We start from the raw sequence: 16,164 nt of genomic DNA, 5'->3' as shown, positions 1-16,164 counted from the left end.
TGCTATTCAAATCCCATTTCGTCACGAAAGGATTCCAAGGCATCCGGTTTTCCAACTACGTAAATCAAATCACCCAGCTTCAACTTGTGGTCGCCATTGATCTCCGTAATCGTAGTATCATCCCTTTTTATGGCGACTAAGTTAATTCCTGCCAGTTCTCTTAAACGTACGTCTTTGATGGCTTTATTGATGAATCTTCCAGAGTCTTTTTCAATTTTCAGGCTGATAAAATTGATTTCGGGCAGATCAAATTTGAGTTTGGATTCTTCTTCCGTGGAAGTACTCCTGAACATCTCATAGTTTCTCGATCTGACCTCTTCGGTAAAGGCTTCGATGTCAAGTTTTGGGACCAAATACTTGGTCAAAACCCTGGTGAATATTTCTATGGAAGTTTCAAATTCTTCAGGGATCACCTCATCGGCGCCCAATTTGAAGTGTTCTTCCATCTCATTCACATACCGGGTCCTGACGATTACAAAGGGGTTTTGGGTGATCCTGTTGATGTTTGAAATGATCCTTTTCGTCGCGTCCGCATTGGAAATGGCAATCACGGCCACCCTTGCCTTGTGAATGTTCACATGTTCCAGAATGGCATCGATGGATGCATCTCCAAAAATAATGGGTTCCCCTTTGGCGGATTCTGTTCGCACAGTTTCGGGATTCATCTCGATGATCGCATAGGGGATTTTTGCTGATTTCGCGGCTTTGGCAAGATTTCTACCGTTGAGCCCATAGCCAATGATGACCAAATGATCTTTCAATCCTTCCTTTTCTAAAGTGATTTCAGGGACATTTTCATTCCCGTACTTTTTATTCAATTTACTGGGGATAGGGAGGTTCAGGATGCCACAGGCAAGTGTTTCCCGTTTCTTCAACACAAAAGGGGTAATGGCCATCGTCAGAATCGAAATCGCCAAAAAATACTGATAGGTGTCAGCATCCAACAGCTCAAATTTCAATCCCTCTTTGGCCAACAAAAGCGAAAATTCTCCGACTTGAAAAATTGAAAAACTTACAATAAATGCTTCTTTAAATCCCTGACCTATGGCTCTGACCGAAATGGCAACCAAAATAAATTTCACAAAGATCGTCAAGGCAGTAAGGGAAAGGATGACCAAGATATTGGAAAAAAGAAAGCCGATATCGAAGAGCATTCCGACGGATACAAAAAAGAAGCTGAGGAAAATCTCTCGGAAGGGGAGTATTTTGCCGGTGGCGTGGTGGCTGTAATCCGATTCGCTGATGATCAAACCGGCCAGGAAAGCACCGAGCCCCAAGGAAAGCCCCAGTAAGGAGGTAAGATAGGCGACCGCAAAACAAGTGACAATGATGCTCAAGAGGAACAATTCCTCACTCTTGGTTTTAGCCACCCGATAGAGCAAAGTGGGAATCAGGTATTTTGCGCTTACGATGGTAATCAAAATGACCAATCCAGCCTTCAGCGCCATGAATAACAAGGAAAGTGCAATATTGTCGGATTGCCCAGCAAGCATTGGGGTGAAGAGCATCAAGGGTACGATGATCACATCCTGAAATATCAGGATCGCAAGCGTTGTCCTTCCCGAAATGGTATTCACTTGCCCGGCTTCCTGAAGGAGTTTAAGGACGATTGCTGTGCTGCTCAAGGCAAACAAAAAGCCCATAAAAACGGCAATATTCCAATCAAAACCCAATAAATTGGCAAGCAGGGAAGTAACTATAATGGTGAGAAAGACCTGAAGACTTCCCCCAATAAAAACGGCTTTTTTGATTGCCATCAAGCTTTTCAACGAGAATTCCATCCCGATGACAAACAACAAGAGAATCACACCGATTTCCGATAGCACATCCACCGCCGTGGAGGCCTTCACAAATGAAAGCCCATATGGGCCTGCCAAAGCCCCGGTAAACAGAAAGCCGATGATGGTCGGAATCTTCATTCGCATAAACAAAAGAATCACCAAAGTGGCCAGCCCAAAAATGACTACAATATCGGAAAGTAAAGGAAATTCAACCGAAGCAAGGGAATAGAAATGCATAAATCTGCTTGATACCAATGATGAAACGATCCTAAAAATACAATATTAGGCGCTATTCATTTGGTTTTATTTATAGAACTGTTCTGGGAAATGGATTTTTGGAAAGGAAACGATCGCTTAGATACAGTGTAAGTGCCTGAATTCAATTGGTTTTGGTATTGTTTTGTTCAATTCATTTTTTTCAATATGCAAACCCAAATCTTTTGTAAATGAAATGCATGAGCCAAGCTGGACCGATCAGTAAAAATTGGATATCTTTTAAAAAGGAAGGTTTTTTTCCTTCAATCTTATGACCATAAAATTGAAAAATCCATGCGACTGCAAAAATTGATAAGCTTACAGTCCATAACGGAATGGGTGAAATCAGGTCAATCAAATTGGCCATTGCCAGACAAACGGCAGAAAACAGCAACATACCCAATGCCAATGGAGGAGATAGCGTGGCATAATAAATCAAGACCAATACCAACACAACGGTCGCCCAATTTGCAAAGTTGTGCAAAAATGGAGAAAGCGAATCAAGGATTCCTGCAGGGATGCTAAAGATAAGACCAACAATGCTAAAAAAAATCGCAGGGACACATATCCAATGAATGGCCTTGTTGGTTTCATTCTGGTGGCTTAAGCCGTATTCGTAAAGCAAGGCGTCAATTTTTCTCATTGTTCTTTTGGGTGTTTAATTGGATTCCCAGCTTTAATTTAATAAATAGTCTTCGTATTTATTGAACAGGCAGGAAAAATGTTGAGCTATTGGGAAAAGAAAAATTTTCTAAAATATGATTTGATTGTCATTGGCGGAGGAATCGTTGGGCTTTCTACAGCTATTCAATATAAATGGAAATTTCCGGAAAGCACGGTATTGGTTTTGGAGAGAGGAGTTTTTCCAAGCGGGGCAAGCACGAGGAACGCAGGGTTTGCCTGTTTTGGGAGTGTTACGGAAATACTGGACGATCTTGAACAGTTGAGTCAGGAGGATGTTTTGGATTTGGTGGAACGCCGATACAAGGGTTTACTGGCTATCAGAAAGGTCTTCGGAGACAAAGCTCTTGATTATGTGTCGAATCATGGTTATGAATTGATTACCGAAAGGGAGCTTCCTGCATTGGAGCACCTTTCTCGAATCAACGAGCTGCTAATGCCCATCTTCAAACAAAAGGTATTTGAGACAGTGGGGAAAGTGGGGGATTTCGGTTTTGGCAAAAAGGTTTTGGCAGTAATTGAGAATAAATTTGAAGGAGAATTAGACAGTGGCAAATTCATTGATTCCCTTTGGCGTAAATGTGGGGAATTGGGGGTCAAAATTTTGACGGGATCGGAAGTGGGAGAAGTGATTGTGGAGGAAAAATTGGTGATTGTCCGCCATTCAGTGATGGATACATCCATCACGTTTGAAGCGCGGCATTTGGCACTTTGTACCAATGCTTTTTCAAAAACATTGTTCCCGGAACTCGATATCCAACCGGGAAGGGGACTCATTTTGGTTACAAAACCCTTTTCCATGGCAATTCCCTGGAAAGGAGCATTTCATTTTGACAAAGGATATGTTTATTTCAGAAATGTTGACAATAGATTATTGATCGGTGGAGGGAGAAATATGGCTTTCGATATTGAAAACACCACTTCCTTTGGGACAAATGAAAATATCAAAAATTATTTGAAAGGAATTGTGGAGGAATTTCTGTTTCCCGGTCAAGTCCCTGAAATAGAAATGGAATGGAGTGGGATAATGGGTTTTGGGCCCAATAAAACCCCGATTGTCTCTATGCCTTTTCCCGGAGTAGGCATTGCAGTGAGATTGGGAGGAATGGGAGTAGCCATTGGTTGGCAAACCGCAGGAGAGCTTGTTTGCTATTTTAATGAAGTGTAAAGTTCAAGAATTTTATTAATTTCAGTCTTCAAAAGTTTTCAAAGAAATATTTAATGATTAAACACCACAAAGAACCGGCTCTCTTCGAAGCTCTGTTTCCCATTTTTTTTCTAATCGTTTTACTGGTTGTCAATATATGGGTTTTTGGAACCGATGGTCTCTTAGGCTCCAATCAGATCGTTTTGATCTTATCGGCTGCTGTTGCGGGTTTGGTGGCTGTTTTCAGGTTGGATTTCCAGTGGGAAATCCTTCAGGACGGGATTGTCAAAAGCATCAGCTCGGCCATGTCCAGCATATTGATCCTGTTACTGATCGGATCACTTGCCGGAACTTGGATGCTTAGCGGAATCGTCCCAGCCATGATTTATTATGGTCTTCAACTTCTCAATCCCACCATCTTCCTGTTGGCAGCCTGTGTGATCAGCGGCATCGTTTCTGTTGCCACCGGAAGCAGCTGGACAACGGTTGCCACCGTGGGTGTGGCGCTTTTGGGGATTGGCAAGGCATTGGGTTTTAGTGAGGGGATTATTGCTGGAGCAATCCTCTCAGGTGCCTATTTTGGCGATAAAATGTCCCCACTTTCCGATACGACCAACCTTGCGCCAGCCATGGCGGGAACGGATTTGTTTACCCATATCAGGCACATGGCAAAAACTACGATTCCTTCAATTTTGATTACAATGATTATTTTTGGAATTATTGGCTTCACCAATAGTGTTGAAGGGTCAGTGGAACAGGTGAAGGAAATATCTACAGTGATTTTGGAAAAATTCAATATCAATGGCTGGTTGTTTATCGTGCCGGTGTTGGTGCTGGTGATGATCGTCAAAAAAGTGTCCGCGGTGCCGGCATTGCTGGCTGGCGCTTTGCTTGGGGGTGTTTTCGCCATCATCTTCCAACCCCAGATTATCCAACTGGTCGCAAATCAGGAAGGGGGATTTGCCCTAAATGCATTCAAAGCGGTAATGATGTCTTTGTACGGTGAGATCAGCATTGTCACATCCAATGAAGTGGTCAACGAATTGCTGATTACAAGAGGAATGTCAGGAATGCTGAATACTATTTGGCTGATCATCTGTGCGATGATATTTGGGGGGATCATGGAAGAAAGCGGAATGCTTCGCGTAATTGCAGAAGCGGTCATCAGAAAAGTACATACGGTAGGTTCATTGATCGCCTCGACGGCCGCGACCTGTATGTTTTTCAACGTTACCGCTTCGGATCAATATTTGGCAATTTTGGTTCCAGGAAGAATGTATGCTGATATTTACAGAAAAAGGGGCTTAAAACCCGAAAATCTCAGCCGGACCTTGGAAGACAGTGCTACGGTTACTTCCGTTTTGATTCCTTGGAATACCTGTGGCGCAACACAGGCGTCTGTACTCGGGGTGGCGACACTTACTTACGCACCTTATTGTTTTTTTAACATCATCAGTCCGATAATGACGATTTTGTTCGGATACCTTAAATTGGGTATCAATTTTTACTCCAAAGAGGAGATGAGAGAAATTAAAAAAGAATTGGTAGCATGATTCTCAAAAGAATAACAAAAACAGAAATCAATGAATTGCCTTTGGGACAATTTGAAGGTGAAATCATCCTTGTCGATAACTTGGATCAAATCAGAGAAGCCCGAAATGAACTTTCCAAACACAAACTGATTGGGTTTGACACGGAAACGAAGCCTTCTTTTTCCAAGGGGACGCAGCACTATGTCTCCCTACTTCAGTTGTCTACGGATGAGGTCGCTTATCTGATCAGGCTCAATCATATTGGGCTTCCCGGAAGCATTAGAGAAATATTGGAAGATCCCGGGACGATCAAGATAGGTGCTGCAGTTTTGGACGATTTGAGAGCGCTTCGAAAAGTAAGTGTCGGATTCAATCCGGGAGGTTTTTTTGACCTGAATGACGAACTCAAAAAGGTAGGCTTTCACAATGTAGGCGTCAGGAATCTATCCGCCATGGTCTTGAACATGCGCATATCCAAAACCGAGCAAGTGTCCAATTGGGAAGCTCCCACATTGACCAAAAAACAAATGATTTATGCTGCCACGGATGCTTGGGCTTGCCTCGAAATTTTCAAGAAGCTGGAATACCAAGGTTACCTCGATGAGATTTTCAATCGTTGAGTATTTCAACTTGTTCCAAACTTTCGATTTTATCGGTCAATTCAGAAAAAAGGGCTTCCCTTACGCGTAAATGGATTTGGCAAATGTTGTCAAAAGTCTGGTCCAATATCTCTAAATCATAATCCTTGATCATTTTCATCACGTCGTTCATCGCGATATAATCAAACTTGAGTAAAAGTCTCTTTTTCACAATGGCAATAATGATTTCATTGTTGAGGATTGCCTCTGAGGCTGCTGCTTTGTAAGCTTGAATCAATCCGCCGACGCCCAATTTGGTCCCCCCAAAATAGCGCACCACGACAATCAAAACATTCGTCAATTGGTGGGATCGTATTTGTCCAAGTATGGGATCGCCCGCCGAATGATTGGGCTCCCCATCGTCATTGGCCCGGAAAATCTCTTGCTCTTTCCCCAGCATATATCCGTAACAGTGGTGTCTGGCGTCGAAATACTTTTTTCTTAAAAAATCCAATTTTATTTTAACCTCCTCTTCATCCGCAACCGGATAAGCAAAAGCGAAAAATTTACTCCCTTTTTCTTTGAATAACCCTTCGGAATCATGTTTTAAGGTCAAAAATGTATCCTCCATCTAAATTGATTTTTTTGTTTTGGGACGGGCGTAAACGCAGATGAACAACAGCCAATTCCCTTCGTTCTTCCAAAAATAGCGAAATAGGATTTTGGAGCAGGTGATAATCCTTAAATTAGTTTTATTTTTAGGCAAAGAAACATGGAGGAAATGCAAATTATGAAAAAAATAAGGCCTGAAATCATCCTCTTGGATGGGATCCAAAGTGCATCGGGTTTGCTGACCTTCATGGACAAACCGGAAGATTTCCCCATTCAGATCAAGAGGACTTTTTGGATCAGCAGAGTGCCTGAAGGAGGGGTGAGGGGTGTTCATGCACACTTGGAAGAAAACCAGGTACTGGTTTGTCTTCAGGGGCGTTTGAAGGTTTTTTTGGAAGATTTGAGAGGGGAAAAGTTCCAATTTGAGTTGACAGAACCCAATCAGGCCTTGGTTTTGCCGGCGTTGGTGTGGTCAGAGGTGACTTTCCATGATGCGGCCATCTTATTGGTTTTGTCCAATAAATTCTTCTCTGAAAAGGATTACATCAGAAAAAAACAAGATTTTGAAAGACTTCAGCAAGAATACAAAGTCAGACTTTAAATTTTCATTGGAGGAATCTGACTTACCAGATCATGATTACTTTTTGATGAATTTTCATCCGGAAAATGCCGTTCAATATCTCCGTGCAACTTTGGTCAAAAAGGGCCAGTTAAAAGCTGAAATGTTCCTTTCCGTCAATGATGCCCATGAAGCGATTTCAATTCCCAATGCTCCGTTTGGCGGTTTTTGGATCCATGAATCTACTTCCTCCGAATCTATTTCCTTTTTTATTGAAACACTTATTATTTCCCTAAAGCAGAGAAATGTAACCAGTATCACGGCGATCCAAGCCCCGCTTATGTATTGTCACCATTCGGACTTGGTGGGTTATTTGTTGAACTCGGCAGGGTTTGAAGCCAAAAGAATATTAAACCATCAGTTTTTTGAAGGGAAAAAGAAACTGAAAAAGTTCTCACTTGAATTGGTGCTGAAGTACCAAAAAAAGACAAAATCACTAGGTCTTCAAGTGATGGTCGGAAATATCCAGAATTTTGGGTTTCTAAAGGAAATAAGGTCTTGGAATCAATACCGGGGATATGTATCCAATATTTCGGAAAGTCGGTTGGTACAGCAGGTTTCAAGTTTTCCCGAGCGCTATTTCGTAATCACCATTTGGGAGGAAGGAAAAGCAATTGCGCATGCATTGGCCGTTAAATTGACGTCCGATAGTCTTTATTATTACCTTTCTGCCATCGATCCAAAATCGCAATCCAAAATTGCGGGAGAATTGATCATGGTTCACTTACTCAAATTGGCAGCGGAACAGAAAGTTTCCTTTTTGGATTTGGGTTCCTCGGATCTGGAAGGGCAGCCGAACCACTCCCTTATGTTTTTCAAATCCAAGTTTTCCAATGCTTCTGAGAATAAAATCTTCTGGCACAAAACAATTTGAGGATGCAGGATTTTCCGCTAGTTTCAGTCATTTGCACCGCTTACAACCACGAGGAATATATAGAAGAGGCTCTGGAAAGTGTCCTGTTGCAGTCATATTTAAATATTGAACTGATTGTCATTGATAACGGGAGCGATGACGAGACGGCTCATAAAATCCATAATTGGCTACATCGGCAAAAAGGGAGTGCGACAATCATATCCATTTTCAGAAAACAATCCCTGCCTTATTGTACCTCCTTCAATGTTGCCTTTTTGCAAAGTCAGGGAAAATATTTGATTGACCTTTCCGGAGATGATGCTTTGCTTCCCGAACATGTTTCGCAAAGTGTGCAAAGACTTTCCCATTCCGAAAATGCGGGTTTTTGTTTTTCGGATGTTTGGTTGGAAAAGGAGGGGAGCCCGAGCAAAACATTTTTCAAAAGGGATGATACAGGGCGATTGCTTGAAAGTGTAAGAGAAGGTGATCGGTACTGCGATTTGGTATCGAGACATTGCTTGATGTCTGTTTCTTTGGTAATCGATGCGCAAAAATTCAGAGACGAGGGGGGGTATGATGAAAGCTTGTCTTACGAGGATTTTGACATCATGGTGAGGCTGTCCAGAAAATTCCCAGTTGTCTTTTCCAATCATATCGGGGTCAAGAAAAAAATCTTACCGGACTCCTTTTCGGCCAAGCAATATTTTCCAAAAAGCACAAGTATGCTGAATTCGACTTTGATTGTTTGTCGGAAAATACAAGCCATGAACCAAACCAAAGCAGAAAACCAAGCCTTGTTGAACAGGGTGAATTTTGAATCAAAGCATGCTTTGGCCTCTTCAAATTTTGAGGTGGCCAAAGGATTTTTGAATTTGGCCAGAGAACTCGGTGAAAAGGGACCTCTCCATCAAATTTTCCGGCTTTGGGCCAAGTGGAGATTGGATTTGTCGTGGTTTTATCTCAGAATGACGAAAGACTAACCAACGATCACCTCGACCATATTTTCCTTTTTCAAATATTTCTTTCCGACAGCCCGGATCTCTTCAGGATTGAAGCTGCGGATAAAGTCAAGTTGACGCTGAAAAAACCCAAAATCAAGCCCCGCCTGATGGATGGATTTGAATCGGTCTATTAAGTCAAAGGCGGAACTAAAATTGGAAAGGAAATTTCCGATCATATAGTTTCTCACCACTTCCAATTCCTGATCGGAAATCAACTCGCTTTGAAGCAAGTCCAGCTCTTTGTAGATTTCTCCAATGACCTCCTCCAAAAATTGTTTTTGAACATCGGCCATGACCACCCAATAATCCGCATCTTTTAGGCTGCCAATGCTGCTGTAGATGCCATAAGTATGTCCTTTTTCTTCTCGGATGTTTTTGATCAATCGGGATCCGAAATAACCACCGAGGAATGTATTGAAAACGTAAAGCGCAAAATAGTCGGGATGGTTTTTGGGTATCAGATGACAACCAATCCTCAAACTGGACTGAAGGGATTTCTCCCTGTTTTCATAAATTCTTGCTTTTGCCTTGTTGCTGAATACTGGGGACTCAATTTCTTTGAAGGTCACGGGCAAAGATTCAAAGGTTTGGGCAATCAAATCCAAAGCTGTTTCATTCAGATTCCCAGTCACGAATATTTCCGGATTGATCCAAAGTGAGTCCTTATAAAAAGCAAGGAGGTCTTCCCTTACAATTGCATCAACATCTTCTTCTGTGACAATCTGTCCATAGGAATGACCTTGATCAAACAATTGGTTGCGAAAGAGTTGGCTGGCTTGGACGCTGTTTTTTTCTCTTTGTATGGTGATGCTTAGGGATTTTTGGGATTTTCTTTTGACCAATTCCTTCTCCGGAAATATTGCTTCGGTGAAAAGCGATCTAAAAACCGGCAGCACCTTGGCGAAATGTTTTGTGGTTGTCAAAAGGGAAAGACCATTGTGCTCAAAATTGGAGATCACATCCACCTCACTGGCATAGGTGTCAAAAAAGTCATCCAATACCTCTGAATTTTTCGTTTTGGTTCCTTCCAATGTTAGGTGCAGGGTGAAATAGGCAACCAATTTTTTTTCCAAATCCCCGACCATGGATTGGGTATCGGTATTGATTTCCAGTTTTACTGCATCGACCGCTGTGGTGGGAATGAAAAACAAAGGGACTCCATTTTTGAGAGTCCTTTTTGTTGGTTTTGGTAAAGAAATGTCCTCTGGAATTTTAAATTCAGGGGCGAGAGATCTGTTCAATGTCATTTACTGGAGATATTATAAGCCAATGAAAAACGCAAGGTTTCTGCTAAAGGATGATTTTGAGTCTGCGGGACGAGATAGGAAAAGTCAAAACCCAATTGTTTGTAATTGAATCCAACGCCCATGGTGAAATATCTTCTTCCGCCCTTGTTGGGGTTTTCATAGAAGTACCCTGTTCTTAAGGAAAAGGCATTGTTGTACGTATATTCTATTCCAGCTGAAATCATGAGTTCCTTGATCTCTTCACTGAAACCTCCAGGTGCATCAGCAAATGAACCAAACATTCCAGATATCAAGGGTCTGTTCGGGTCTTTTCCTCCATTTGGAGCAATGATCAGGTTTCCATTGTCATCTCTAGCCAAACTACCATCTTCATTGGTTTGGTAAATGGGCGGGGTGGGCACCATCAATTTGTTTAGATCCAAAGCAAAGGTAATTTTATTGAATTCGTCCAAATTGACGGAATAGGCTGTACCGATTCTGAAATTGGTTGGGATGTAATCAAGATCATCTGCACTGTTGTAGGTGATCTTGGGTCCAATGTTGGTAATCGAAACTCCCCAAGACCACAAGCCTTGCCTGTTCCCTGGAAAAACCTCTTTTTTGTAGTATAGGCCAACATCGGTTCCGACAGTCACACCAGGCCTGCTTTCACTCCCACTGACCGAAGAGATACTTCCGGAAAGGTTGGAATGGATGAATCTTGCAGAAATACCAAGCCCTAAATTCTCAGAGAGTTTTCTTGAATAAGTACCTCCAATCGCAATGTCACGTGGAGTGAATTCTCCCAATTCGTTTCCCCGTCCATCGGTAAGTTGGATGTCTCCCATATTGAAATACCGCAAATCGACACCAAAAGCAGAAACGTCATCTATTTTTTTGTAGAAAGTCAGGTAACTGAGGGACATGTCGTTTACCAATTTCCCCAGCCAAGGAGAATAGGATAGTGAAAATCCCATTTCGTTCTCCACAAAAACCAATTTTCCAGCATTCCAATGCGCTGAATTTCCGTCCGGAGAAGTGGCAACTCCCACATCTCCCATACCGGAATGCCTGCTGTCTGGGGCGAAATTCAAAAAAGGGAGTGCGGTAGTGATGACCCTCCTGTTGGGGTCTTGTCCCGAGATAATGGTGGAGTTTTGGGCAACAGCATTAAAGGATAATAAACTTACCAAAATCAAAAAAAATGATTTTCCTGACGAATGATTGAATGATTTCTTCATTGAATAATTATTTTTCCACCCATGCTGTCCGAACTGCCATCCAATTCTGACAAGAGCTGTATCTCGTAAATATAAGTTCCTTTTGCCGGATATTTTGTTTTGTCATGCAAAAAAATCCATTCCAAATCTTCCAAAATTGACGCAGCTTTCACATAACGCTTTTGTGCGGTATATATTTTCTGACCGCCAGTGGTGAAAACACTCAAGTTGAGCAAGATGTTTTCATTGGGCCGATTGTGCTCAATCGTAAAGTGGCTTTTTTCCGTCGCGGGATTGGGATAGGTTAGGTGTTTTATAATCTTGATCTCCAAACTTCCTTTTATGGTTATTTCTCGGGTTAGGGTCGAGCTATTCCCGACATTGTCCCATGCCTCGATGGTGATTATGTTTCCACCTTCTCTCAAGCCCTCCAAAAGCGTTTCTACCTTGCCGTTTTTATATCCACTATTAAGGGCAAGGTAATGGTAGTTCAATACTATTGGTGTGCCTCCATTGACGATCAGGCTGAGATCCTGCCCGATATTGTTGGGTGATATATTAATGCCGCTGATGTCTTCCAAATGCACCAAAAGGGGTAGGGTAGTGGTGTTGAAGGTGTTGGCATTTGTTGTGCTGTCTCCGAAAAAAAGTTGAATTTTTGGGCCTTCCTTATCTTCAGTACTGTTGCCTGAAGTTCCGCCGATGACGATTGTTTCTGCTCCCATAGCTTCTTGGGTGCCACGGTCCAACTTTGCGAATACCCTTATTTTCCCTTTTCCAAAACTATAATCAATGTTTTTTGGGATAAAAATCTCTGCCGCAAAAGTTCCCCCTGTGATGTTCCCCGAACCTTTGAAAAGGATATTGGTGTCCTCAAAAAAATCAGCGGGGTTACTTTCATCACCGAGTGTTCGGCTTTTTGATGGTTTGTCCGTGATGAGCAATTCGAAAATCCCGTTTGCATTGGCCAAAAAACCACCGGATAGTGGATCTATGATTTCCCCTTCGATTTTAAGGATTTGACTTGCCTTTAGGGTGTCGGCAGGAACGTCCAACAGGATGTCGAACACGTTTTCGATTTTGGTTTTTAATTCCGGGAGGGCCAGTTTCATGGAGGGATCGCCAAGTAAGGAGAAATTTCTATTAAAAGCACCGTTCAGGCTGTTGTTTTTGGTCAGTCTGTAAATAGCCCCCAAATCCAGATATTCCCCGTTTTCCTGATTGAAAACCGCCTCGATAAAAGCTTTGTTTAGTGCAAAATTGAGACTGCTGAATACTGGTCTTCCCGTGGTGAGCAAACCAATTGCGCCCTTTTTTCTCGCAAATAACAATTCCTCGGCTCCGGATCTTACGAATGGACTGTCATGTCGTCCAAATTCACAAGTAGCGGTGACGAACAAGGGAAGCAATGGATTGTCGGGCCAATTGGCAAGGTCACTCACTGTAAATACCTGTTCGGCTGTCAAAGTTGTTTCGTTGCCATGACCGATATAGTTCAAAAAAAGAAGGCCCTCTTCAATTGTTTTGGATAATGCAGCCTTGGCAACAGGTGAAAATTGACGAGTAGAGGTCCTTAATTGTTCGAATTTGTCCAAATAGAGCTTCTCTATTTGGAATTCAGGGTGGTTTTCAGACAGGTAGGCAGCATGGCTTTCGGCATCATTGAGATGGATATTGTTGTCGGCATCGTCGGCAAAGAAGGCTATTTTTCGCTTCCAATCCCCAGCGGTATTGACCCTGTTTTCATAGGCAATAAGCTTGTCCACCATTACGGTCGCTTCAGCAAAGTTGGTGGCAGGAATCCGTCCTACCCCAATCTGTAATCTTTCGTCACCCGAGGTTGATTCCTCCCATTCGCCCTGTCCCCAATCCAGAAAACCGAAAAAATCATCCGAACTGTAAGTGGTCAAAGGGTTGAGGCTATTCCTTGAACTGTATGTAGGGACCAAATTGGGCCTTCCTCCGACAATGGTTTTGTAATCAAAAGTTCCTTTCCCGAAAAACAGGACATTTTTTAATTGTTTTTCTTTGTGGAAATGAAAGGCCAGAAAATTCCTGATGGCAGAGACATCTTTGGTCCCGTAACCAAAGCCATCATAAATTTCCTTCAGGCGAACCACCTTGGTCTGAATTCCCAATCCATTTTTATGGGAAGCCAGTCTGTTGGCCTGTGAAATCAAATGGTCTGAAGTGATTATAATGAGGGGTTCCCTGATCGCATTCTCCCTAATTGTCATATTTACGGGTTCCGGTCGGGAAATATCGACGATTTGGGTTGGGTCAAAAATAAGTATTTTGCCTCCCTTGTTCAGGACATGGGTTTTTTGGCTTTCCCAGATTTGATAGGGATTTGAAACATTCCAAACCTTGAAGTCCCCAGAGGTGGAAAAGATGGCAGGGTTCTCGTCCAAATGGTAATAAATCCCCGCAGAAAGATTTGCCGTGTTGAACGCTGAAACCAGAAGGGCATAATCCAAATATCCATTTCCATTCAAATCAGTGGTTTGATAAGCTATATTTAGGGAAATATTATTCGCATTACCAACAGAAAACCCGCTTTTCAATACGGCTTCCCTTCCCTTGATTCCATACGTTGAATTTGGAATGGAGGGCAGGGTGATGGTCTCGGTCAATTGTCCATTTGCAGTCAGTTTGAATTCATTTTCACTGAGGGATTGACCCATCAAGTTTATCTTTAGGAATAAATCTGAATCAGACCCGATGGGTTTTTGAAATGAAATGTCTTTTGACTGTCCCCTGAAAATGGGTTTGGAATACCAATTCCTTCCTGAAGATAAAATATTGTTTTCCTCCCATTTTTGGGAGTTTATTTGATAAAGGCGGGTGCTGTTTGGATTTTGGATTGGATTGGATTGGAGTGCGATCTTGTTGCTGCTTACTTTTTTCCCGATCAAATAATACAGGGTATCTACATAGTGATGATGTTGGTATTGGATTTCATCTTCCACTATCCCAATTTGATGGGGTCCTGGGGTGAAAAAATAAAGCGATTCCCCAATTTTTTGGGTAGGAATTTCCCTGAGCGTAAGTGACAAGCTGTCCAGCTTTTGCGGGATCATACCGGGATTTCCAAATAACGAAATTTCATCCAAATCACCGACTCCCAGAGAGGATACTTGGCTCAGGGATATTTTGTAAACTCCTTCTTTGGTAATGGGGAATTTAAGGTAAGCAGTTTGGGATTTTGAAATAAGAGGGAAAGCCAATGGAAACAAAAGCAATATTCCTATTTTCCATAACCTGAACTTCAACTCCAAATCATTCATTTTTCACCCAACCATTTTCCAAAACAGAAAGCACAATATAGGAAATAATCACTAAGGGAATCCCAGTGATACCCAGTAAAACAATGCATACCAATCCAATCAAAAGCGTGATGTAGCGGAAAATGTTTGGTTTGATCTGGTAGTTTTTGAATTTGAGGGCAATCAAAGGGAGTTCCGCAACCAAAAGGAAAGACATTACCAAGCTGATCAAAACCAAAGTGATCGGTGTGGCAATAAAGGATTCCAATGCTGGGAATTTCTGGATCAAAAATGGCAGTCCGCTGATGAAAAGTGCATTTGCGGGTGTAGGGACGCCGATAAACCGATCCGACTGCCTTTCATCAACGTTGAATTTTGCCAAACGAAGGGCGGAAAATATTCCGACAATCAATGCGATATAAGGCAAATATGGCAGGTCGGAAATCTGCCTGATCCATTCAAAAAGGATAAAAGCAGGCAGTACACCGAAGGTCACCAAGTCCGCCAAAGAATCCAGTTGTTTGCCGATTTCACTGTGGACATGAAGCAGTCTGGCCACAAAGCCATCCAGAAAGTCAAAAACCGCCGCGATCAAAATAAAATAAGCACCGTATGTGATGTTTCCCTCCAGTACAAAATAAATCCCAACCATTCCACTGAAAAGGTTCAGGGAGGTTAAGGCATTGGGAATGTGTTTTTTTATGTTCAAAATCTTGCGTTTTTACCAACAAAAGGATTGTGGCTTTTTTCATCACCAATGGTAGTGGCCGGACCATGGCCTGGGTAAACCTTTACCTCATCGGGCAAAACAAACATTTGATCCTTGATCGCACGCAATAAAGTAGCATGATCCCCACCCGGAAGGTCGGTTCTCCCGATACTTCCTTGAAAAAGGGTGTCCCCGGCGATGCAGGTGGATGTCTCGGGATGGTAAAAAATCAGATGACCAGGCGCATGGCCCGGGACAAAAAAGATTTCCAATGTTGTGTTTCCGAAAGTGATGCTGTCTTTTTCGTCAATAAATTTATCCCCCTCAGTTTCCTCATACCCCGGGAAGCCATAATTGGAGGCGTAGGCTGAAACCGCTTTTAGAACCTGGACTTCGTTTTTGTGCATCCAAAGGGGGACCTGATATTTTCTTTTCACAAAAGCATTTCCCAAGACATGATCAATGTGGCAATGGGTGTTGATCAAATACTTTACCTTCAATCCCTCCTTCTCAATAAAGCCATTCAACAATCCCTGTTCTTCTTTTTCATAACAACCTGGATCGATGATGATTGCTTCCTTGGTCTCGTCATAGAGTACATAGGTGTTTTCTTGGAAAGGGTTAAATGTGAAGTGTCTTAGTTGCATCATATTGGAAACATTTTCTTTATTCCATCAAAATAAC

General features: G+C 42.3%; 14 protein-coding genes. 6 read left to right on the top strand and 8 right to left on the bottom strand.

Going from position 1 to position 16,164, the window contains the following annotated elements:
- Positions 1–2: 2 nt before the first annotated feature.
- Together F824_RS0110930 and F824_RS0110925 are read right to left on the bottom strand one after the other, a co-directional pair.
- A complete protein-coding gene (locus F824_RS0110930) occupies positions 3–2,018 on the bottom strand; it encodes a cation:proton antiporter domain-containing protein (RefSeq protein WP_019597931.1) in 2,016 nt (671 codons plus the stop codon).
- Between the two features lie 181 nt (positions 2,019–2,199).
- Positions 2,200–2,679: an Mpo1 family 2-hydroxy fatty acid dioxygenase gene (locus F824_RS0110925; protein ID WP_019597930.1), complete on the bottom strand. Its 480-nt coding sequence runs from the start codon at positions 2,677–2,679 to the stop codon at positions 2,200–2,202.
- 78 nt (positions 2,680–2,757) lie between these two features.
- Here F824_RS0110925 and F824_RS0110920 point away from each other — a divergent pair, with 78 nt between their 5' ends.
- The 3 genes from F824_RS0110920 to F824_RS0110910 are packed head-to-tail and all read left to right on the top strand — an operon-like array spanning position 2,758 to position 6,016.
- Positions 2,758–3,885: an NAD(P)/FAD-dependent oxidoreductase gene (locus F824_RS0110920; RefSeq protein ID WP_019597929.1), complete on the top strand. Its 1,128-nt coding sequence runs from the start codon at positions 2,758–2,760 to the stop codon at positions 3,883–3,885.
- A gap of 53 nt (positions 3,886–3,938) precedes the next feature.
- Positions 3,939–5,417, top strand: coding sequence for a Na+/H+ antiporter NhaC (nhaC, locus tag F824_RS0110915; RefSeq protein WP_019597928.1), 1,479 nt, complete (start codon positions 3,939–3,941; stop codon positions 5,415–5,417).
- Positions 5,414–6,016 carry a 3'-5' exonuclease gene (locus F824_RS0110910; RefSeq protein ID WP_019597927.1) on the top strand — a complete coding sequence of 201 codons (603 nt, stop codon included), beginning with the start codon at positions 5,414–5,416 and terminating at the stop codon, positions 6,014–6,016. Before nhaC ends, F824_RS0110910 begins: the two co-directional genes overlap by 4 nt.
- Here F824_RS0110910 and F824_RS0110905 read toward each other — a convergent pair.
- On the bottom strand, positions 6,006–6,605 hold the full coding sequence (locus tag F824_RS0110905; RefSeq protein ID WP_019597926.1) for an IMPACT family protein: 600 nt from the start codon (positions 6,603–6,605) through the stop codon (positions 6,006–6,008). The genes F824_RS0110910 and F824_RS0110905 overlap by 11 nt on opposite strands.
- Before the next feature lie 159 nt (positions 6,606–6,764).
- On the opposite strand from F824_RS0110905, the gene F824_RS0110900 reads away from it, so the two are divergent.
- The 3 genes from F824_RS0110900 to F824_RS0110890 are packed head-to-tail and all read left to right on the top strand — an operon-like array spanning position 6,765 to position 9,038.
- Positions 6,765–7,187, top strand: coding sequence for a sugar 3,4-ketoisomerase (locus F824_RS0110900; protein ID WP_139189697.1), 423 nt, complete (start codon positions 6,765–6,767; stop codon positions 7,185–7,187).
- A 46-nt stretch (positions 7,188–7,233) separates the two neighbouring features.
- The gene (locus F824_RS0110895) at positions 7,234–8,079 is read left to right on the top strand and encodes a GNAT family protein (RefSeq protein ID WP_019597924.1); all 846 of its coding nucleotides are present in this window, start codon (positions 7,234–7,236) and stop codon (positions 8,077–8,079) included.
- A gap of 2 nt (positions 8,080–8,081) precedes the next feature.
- Positions 8,082–9,038 (top strand): glycosyltransferase family 2 protein, encoded by a 957-nt coding sequence (locus tag F824_RS0110890; protein ID WP_019597923.1) that lies wholly within the window; start codon positions 8,082–8,084, stop codon positions 9,036–9,038.
- Here the strand turns inward: F824_RS0110890 and F824_RS0110885 are convergent.
- From F824_RS0110885 to F824_RS0110865, 5 genes are read right to left on the bottom strand one after another with little or no spacing between them, the layout of a single operon-like run.
- Positions 9,035–10,306, bottom strand: a complete 1,272-nt coding sequence (locus F824_RS0110885; protein WP_019597922.1) for a M16 family metallopeptidase — start codon at positions 10,304–10,306, stop codon at positions 9,035–9,037. The two genes, F824_RS0110890 and F824_RS0110885, sit on opposite strands and share 4 nt — an antisense overlap.
- Positions 10,303–11,526: a type IX secretion system outer membrane channel protein PorV gene (gene porV, locus F824_RS0110880; RefSeq protein ID WP_019597921.1), complete on the bottom strand. Its 1,224-nt coding sequence runs from the start codon at positions 11,524–11,526 to the stop codon at positions 10,303–10,305. The genes F824_RS0110885 and porV overlap by 4 nt, the downstream gene beginning before the upstream one ends.
- A complete protein-coding gene (gene porU, locus F824_RS0110875; protein ID WP_019597920.1) occupies positions 11,523–14,792 on the bottom strand; it encodes a type IX secretion system sortase PorU in 3,270 nt (1,089 codons plus the stop codon). The genes porV and porU overlap by 4 nt, the downstream gene beginning before the upstream one ends.
- The gene (pssA, locus tag F824_RS0110870) at positions 14,785–15,480 is read right to left on the bottom strand and encodes a CDP-diacylglycerol--serine O-phosphatidyltransferase (RefSeq protein ID WP_019597919.1); all 696 of its coding nucleotides are present in this window, start codon (positions 15,478–15,480) and stop codon (positions 14,785–14,787) included. Before pssA ends, porU begins: the two co-directional genes overlap by 8 nt.
- The gene (locus F824_RS0110865; RefSeq protein ID WP_019597918.1) at positions 15,477–16,130 is read right to left on the bottom strand and encodes an MBL fold metallo-hydrolase; all 654 of its coding nucleotides are present in this window, start codon (positions 16,128–16,130) and stop codon (positions 15,477–15,479) included. Before F824_RS0110865 ends, pssA begins: the two co-directional genes overlap by 4 nt.
- Between the last annotated feature and the right edge of the window lie 34 nt (positions 16,131–16,164).

Origin of the sequence: Rhodonellum psychrophilum GCM71 = DSM 17998 (genome assembly GCF_000381545.1) — a bacterium.
In the GTDB taxonomy this organism is placed as follows: Bacteria; Bacteroidota; Bacteroidia; order Cytophagales; family Cyclobacteriaceae; genus Rhodonellum; species Rhodonellum psychrophilum.
This window is presented reverse-complemented; position numbering and strand designations above follow the sequence as displayed.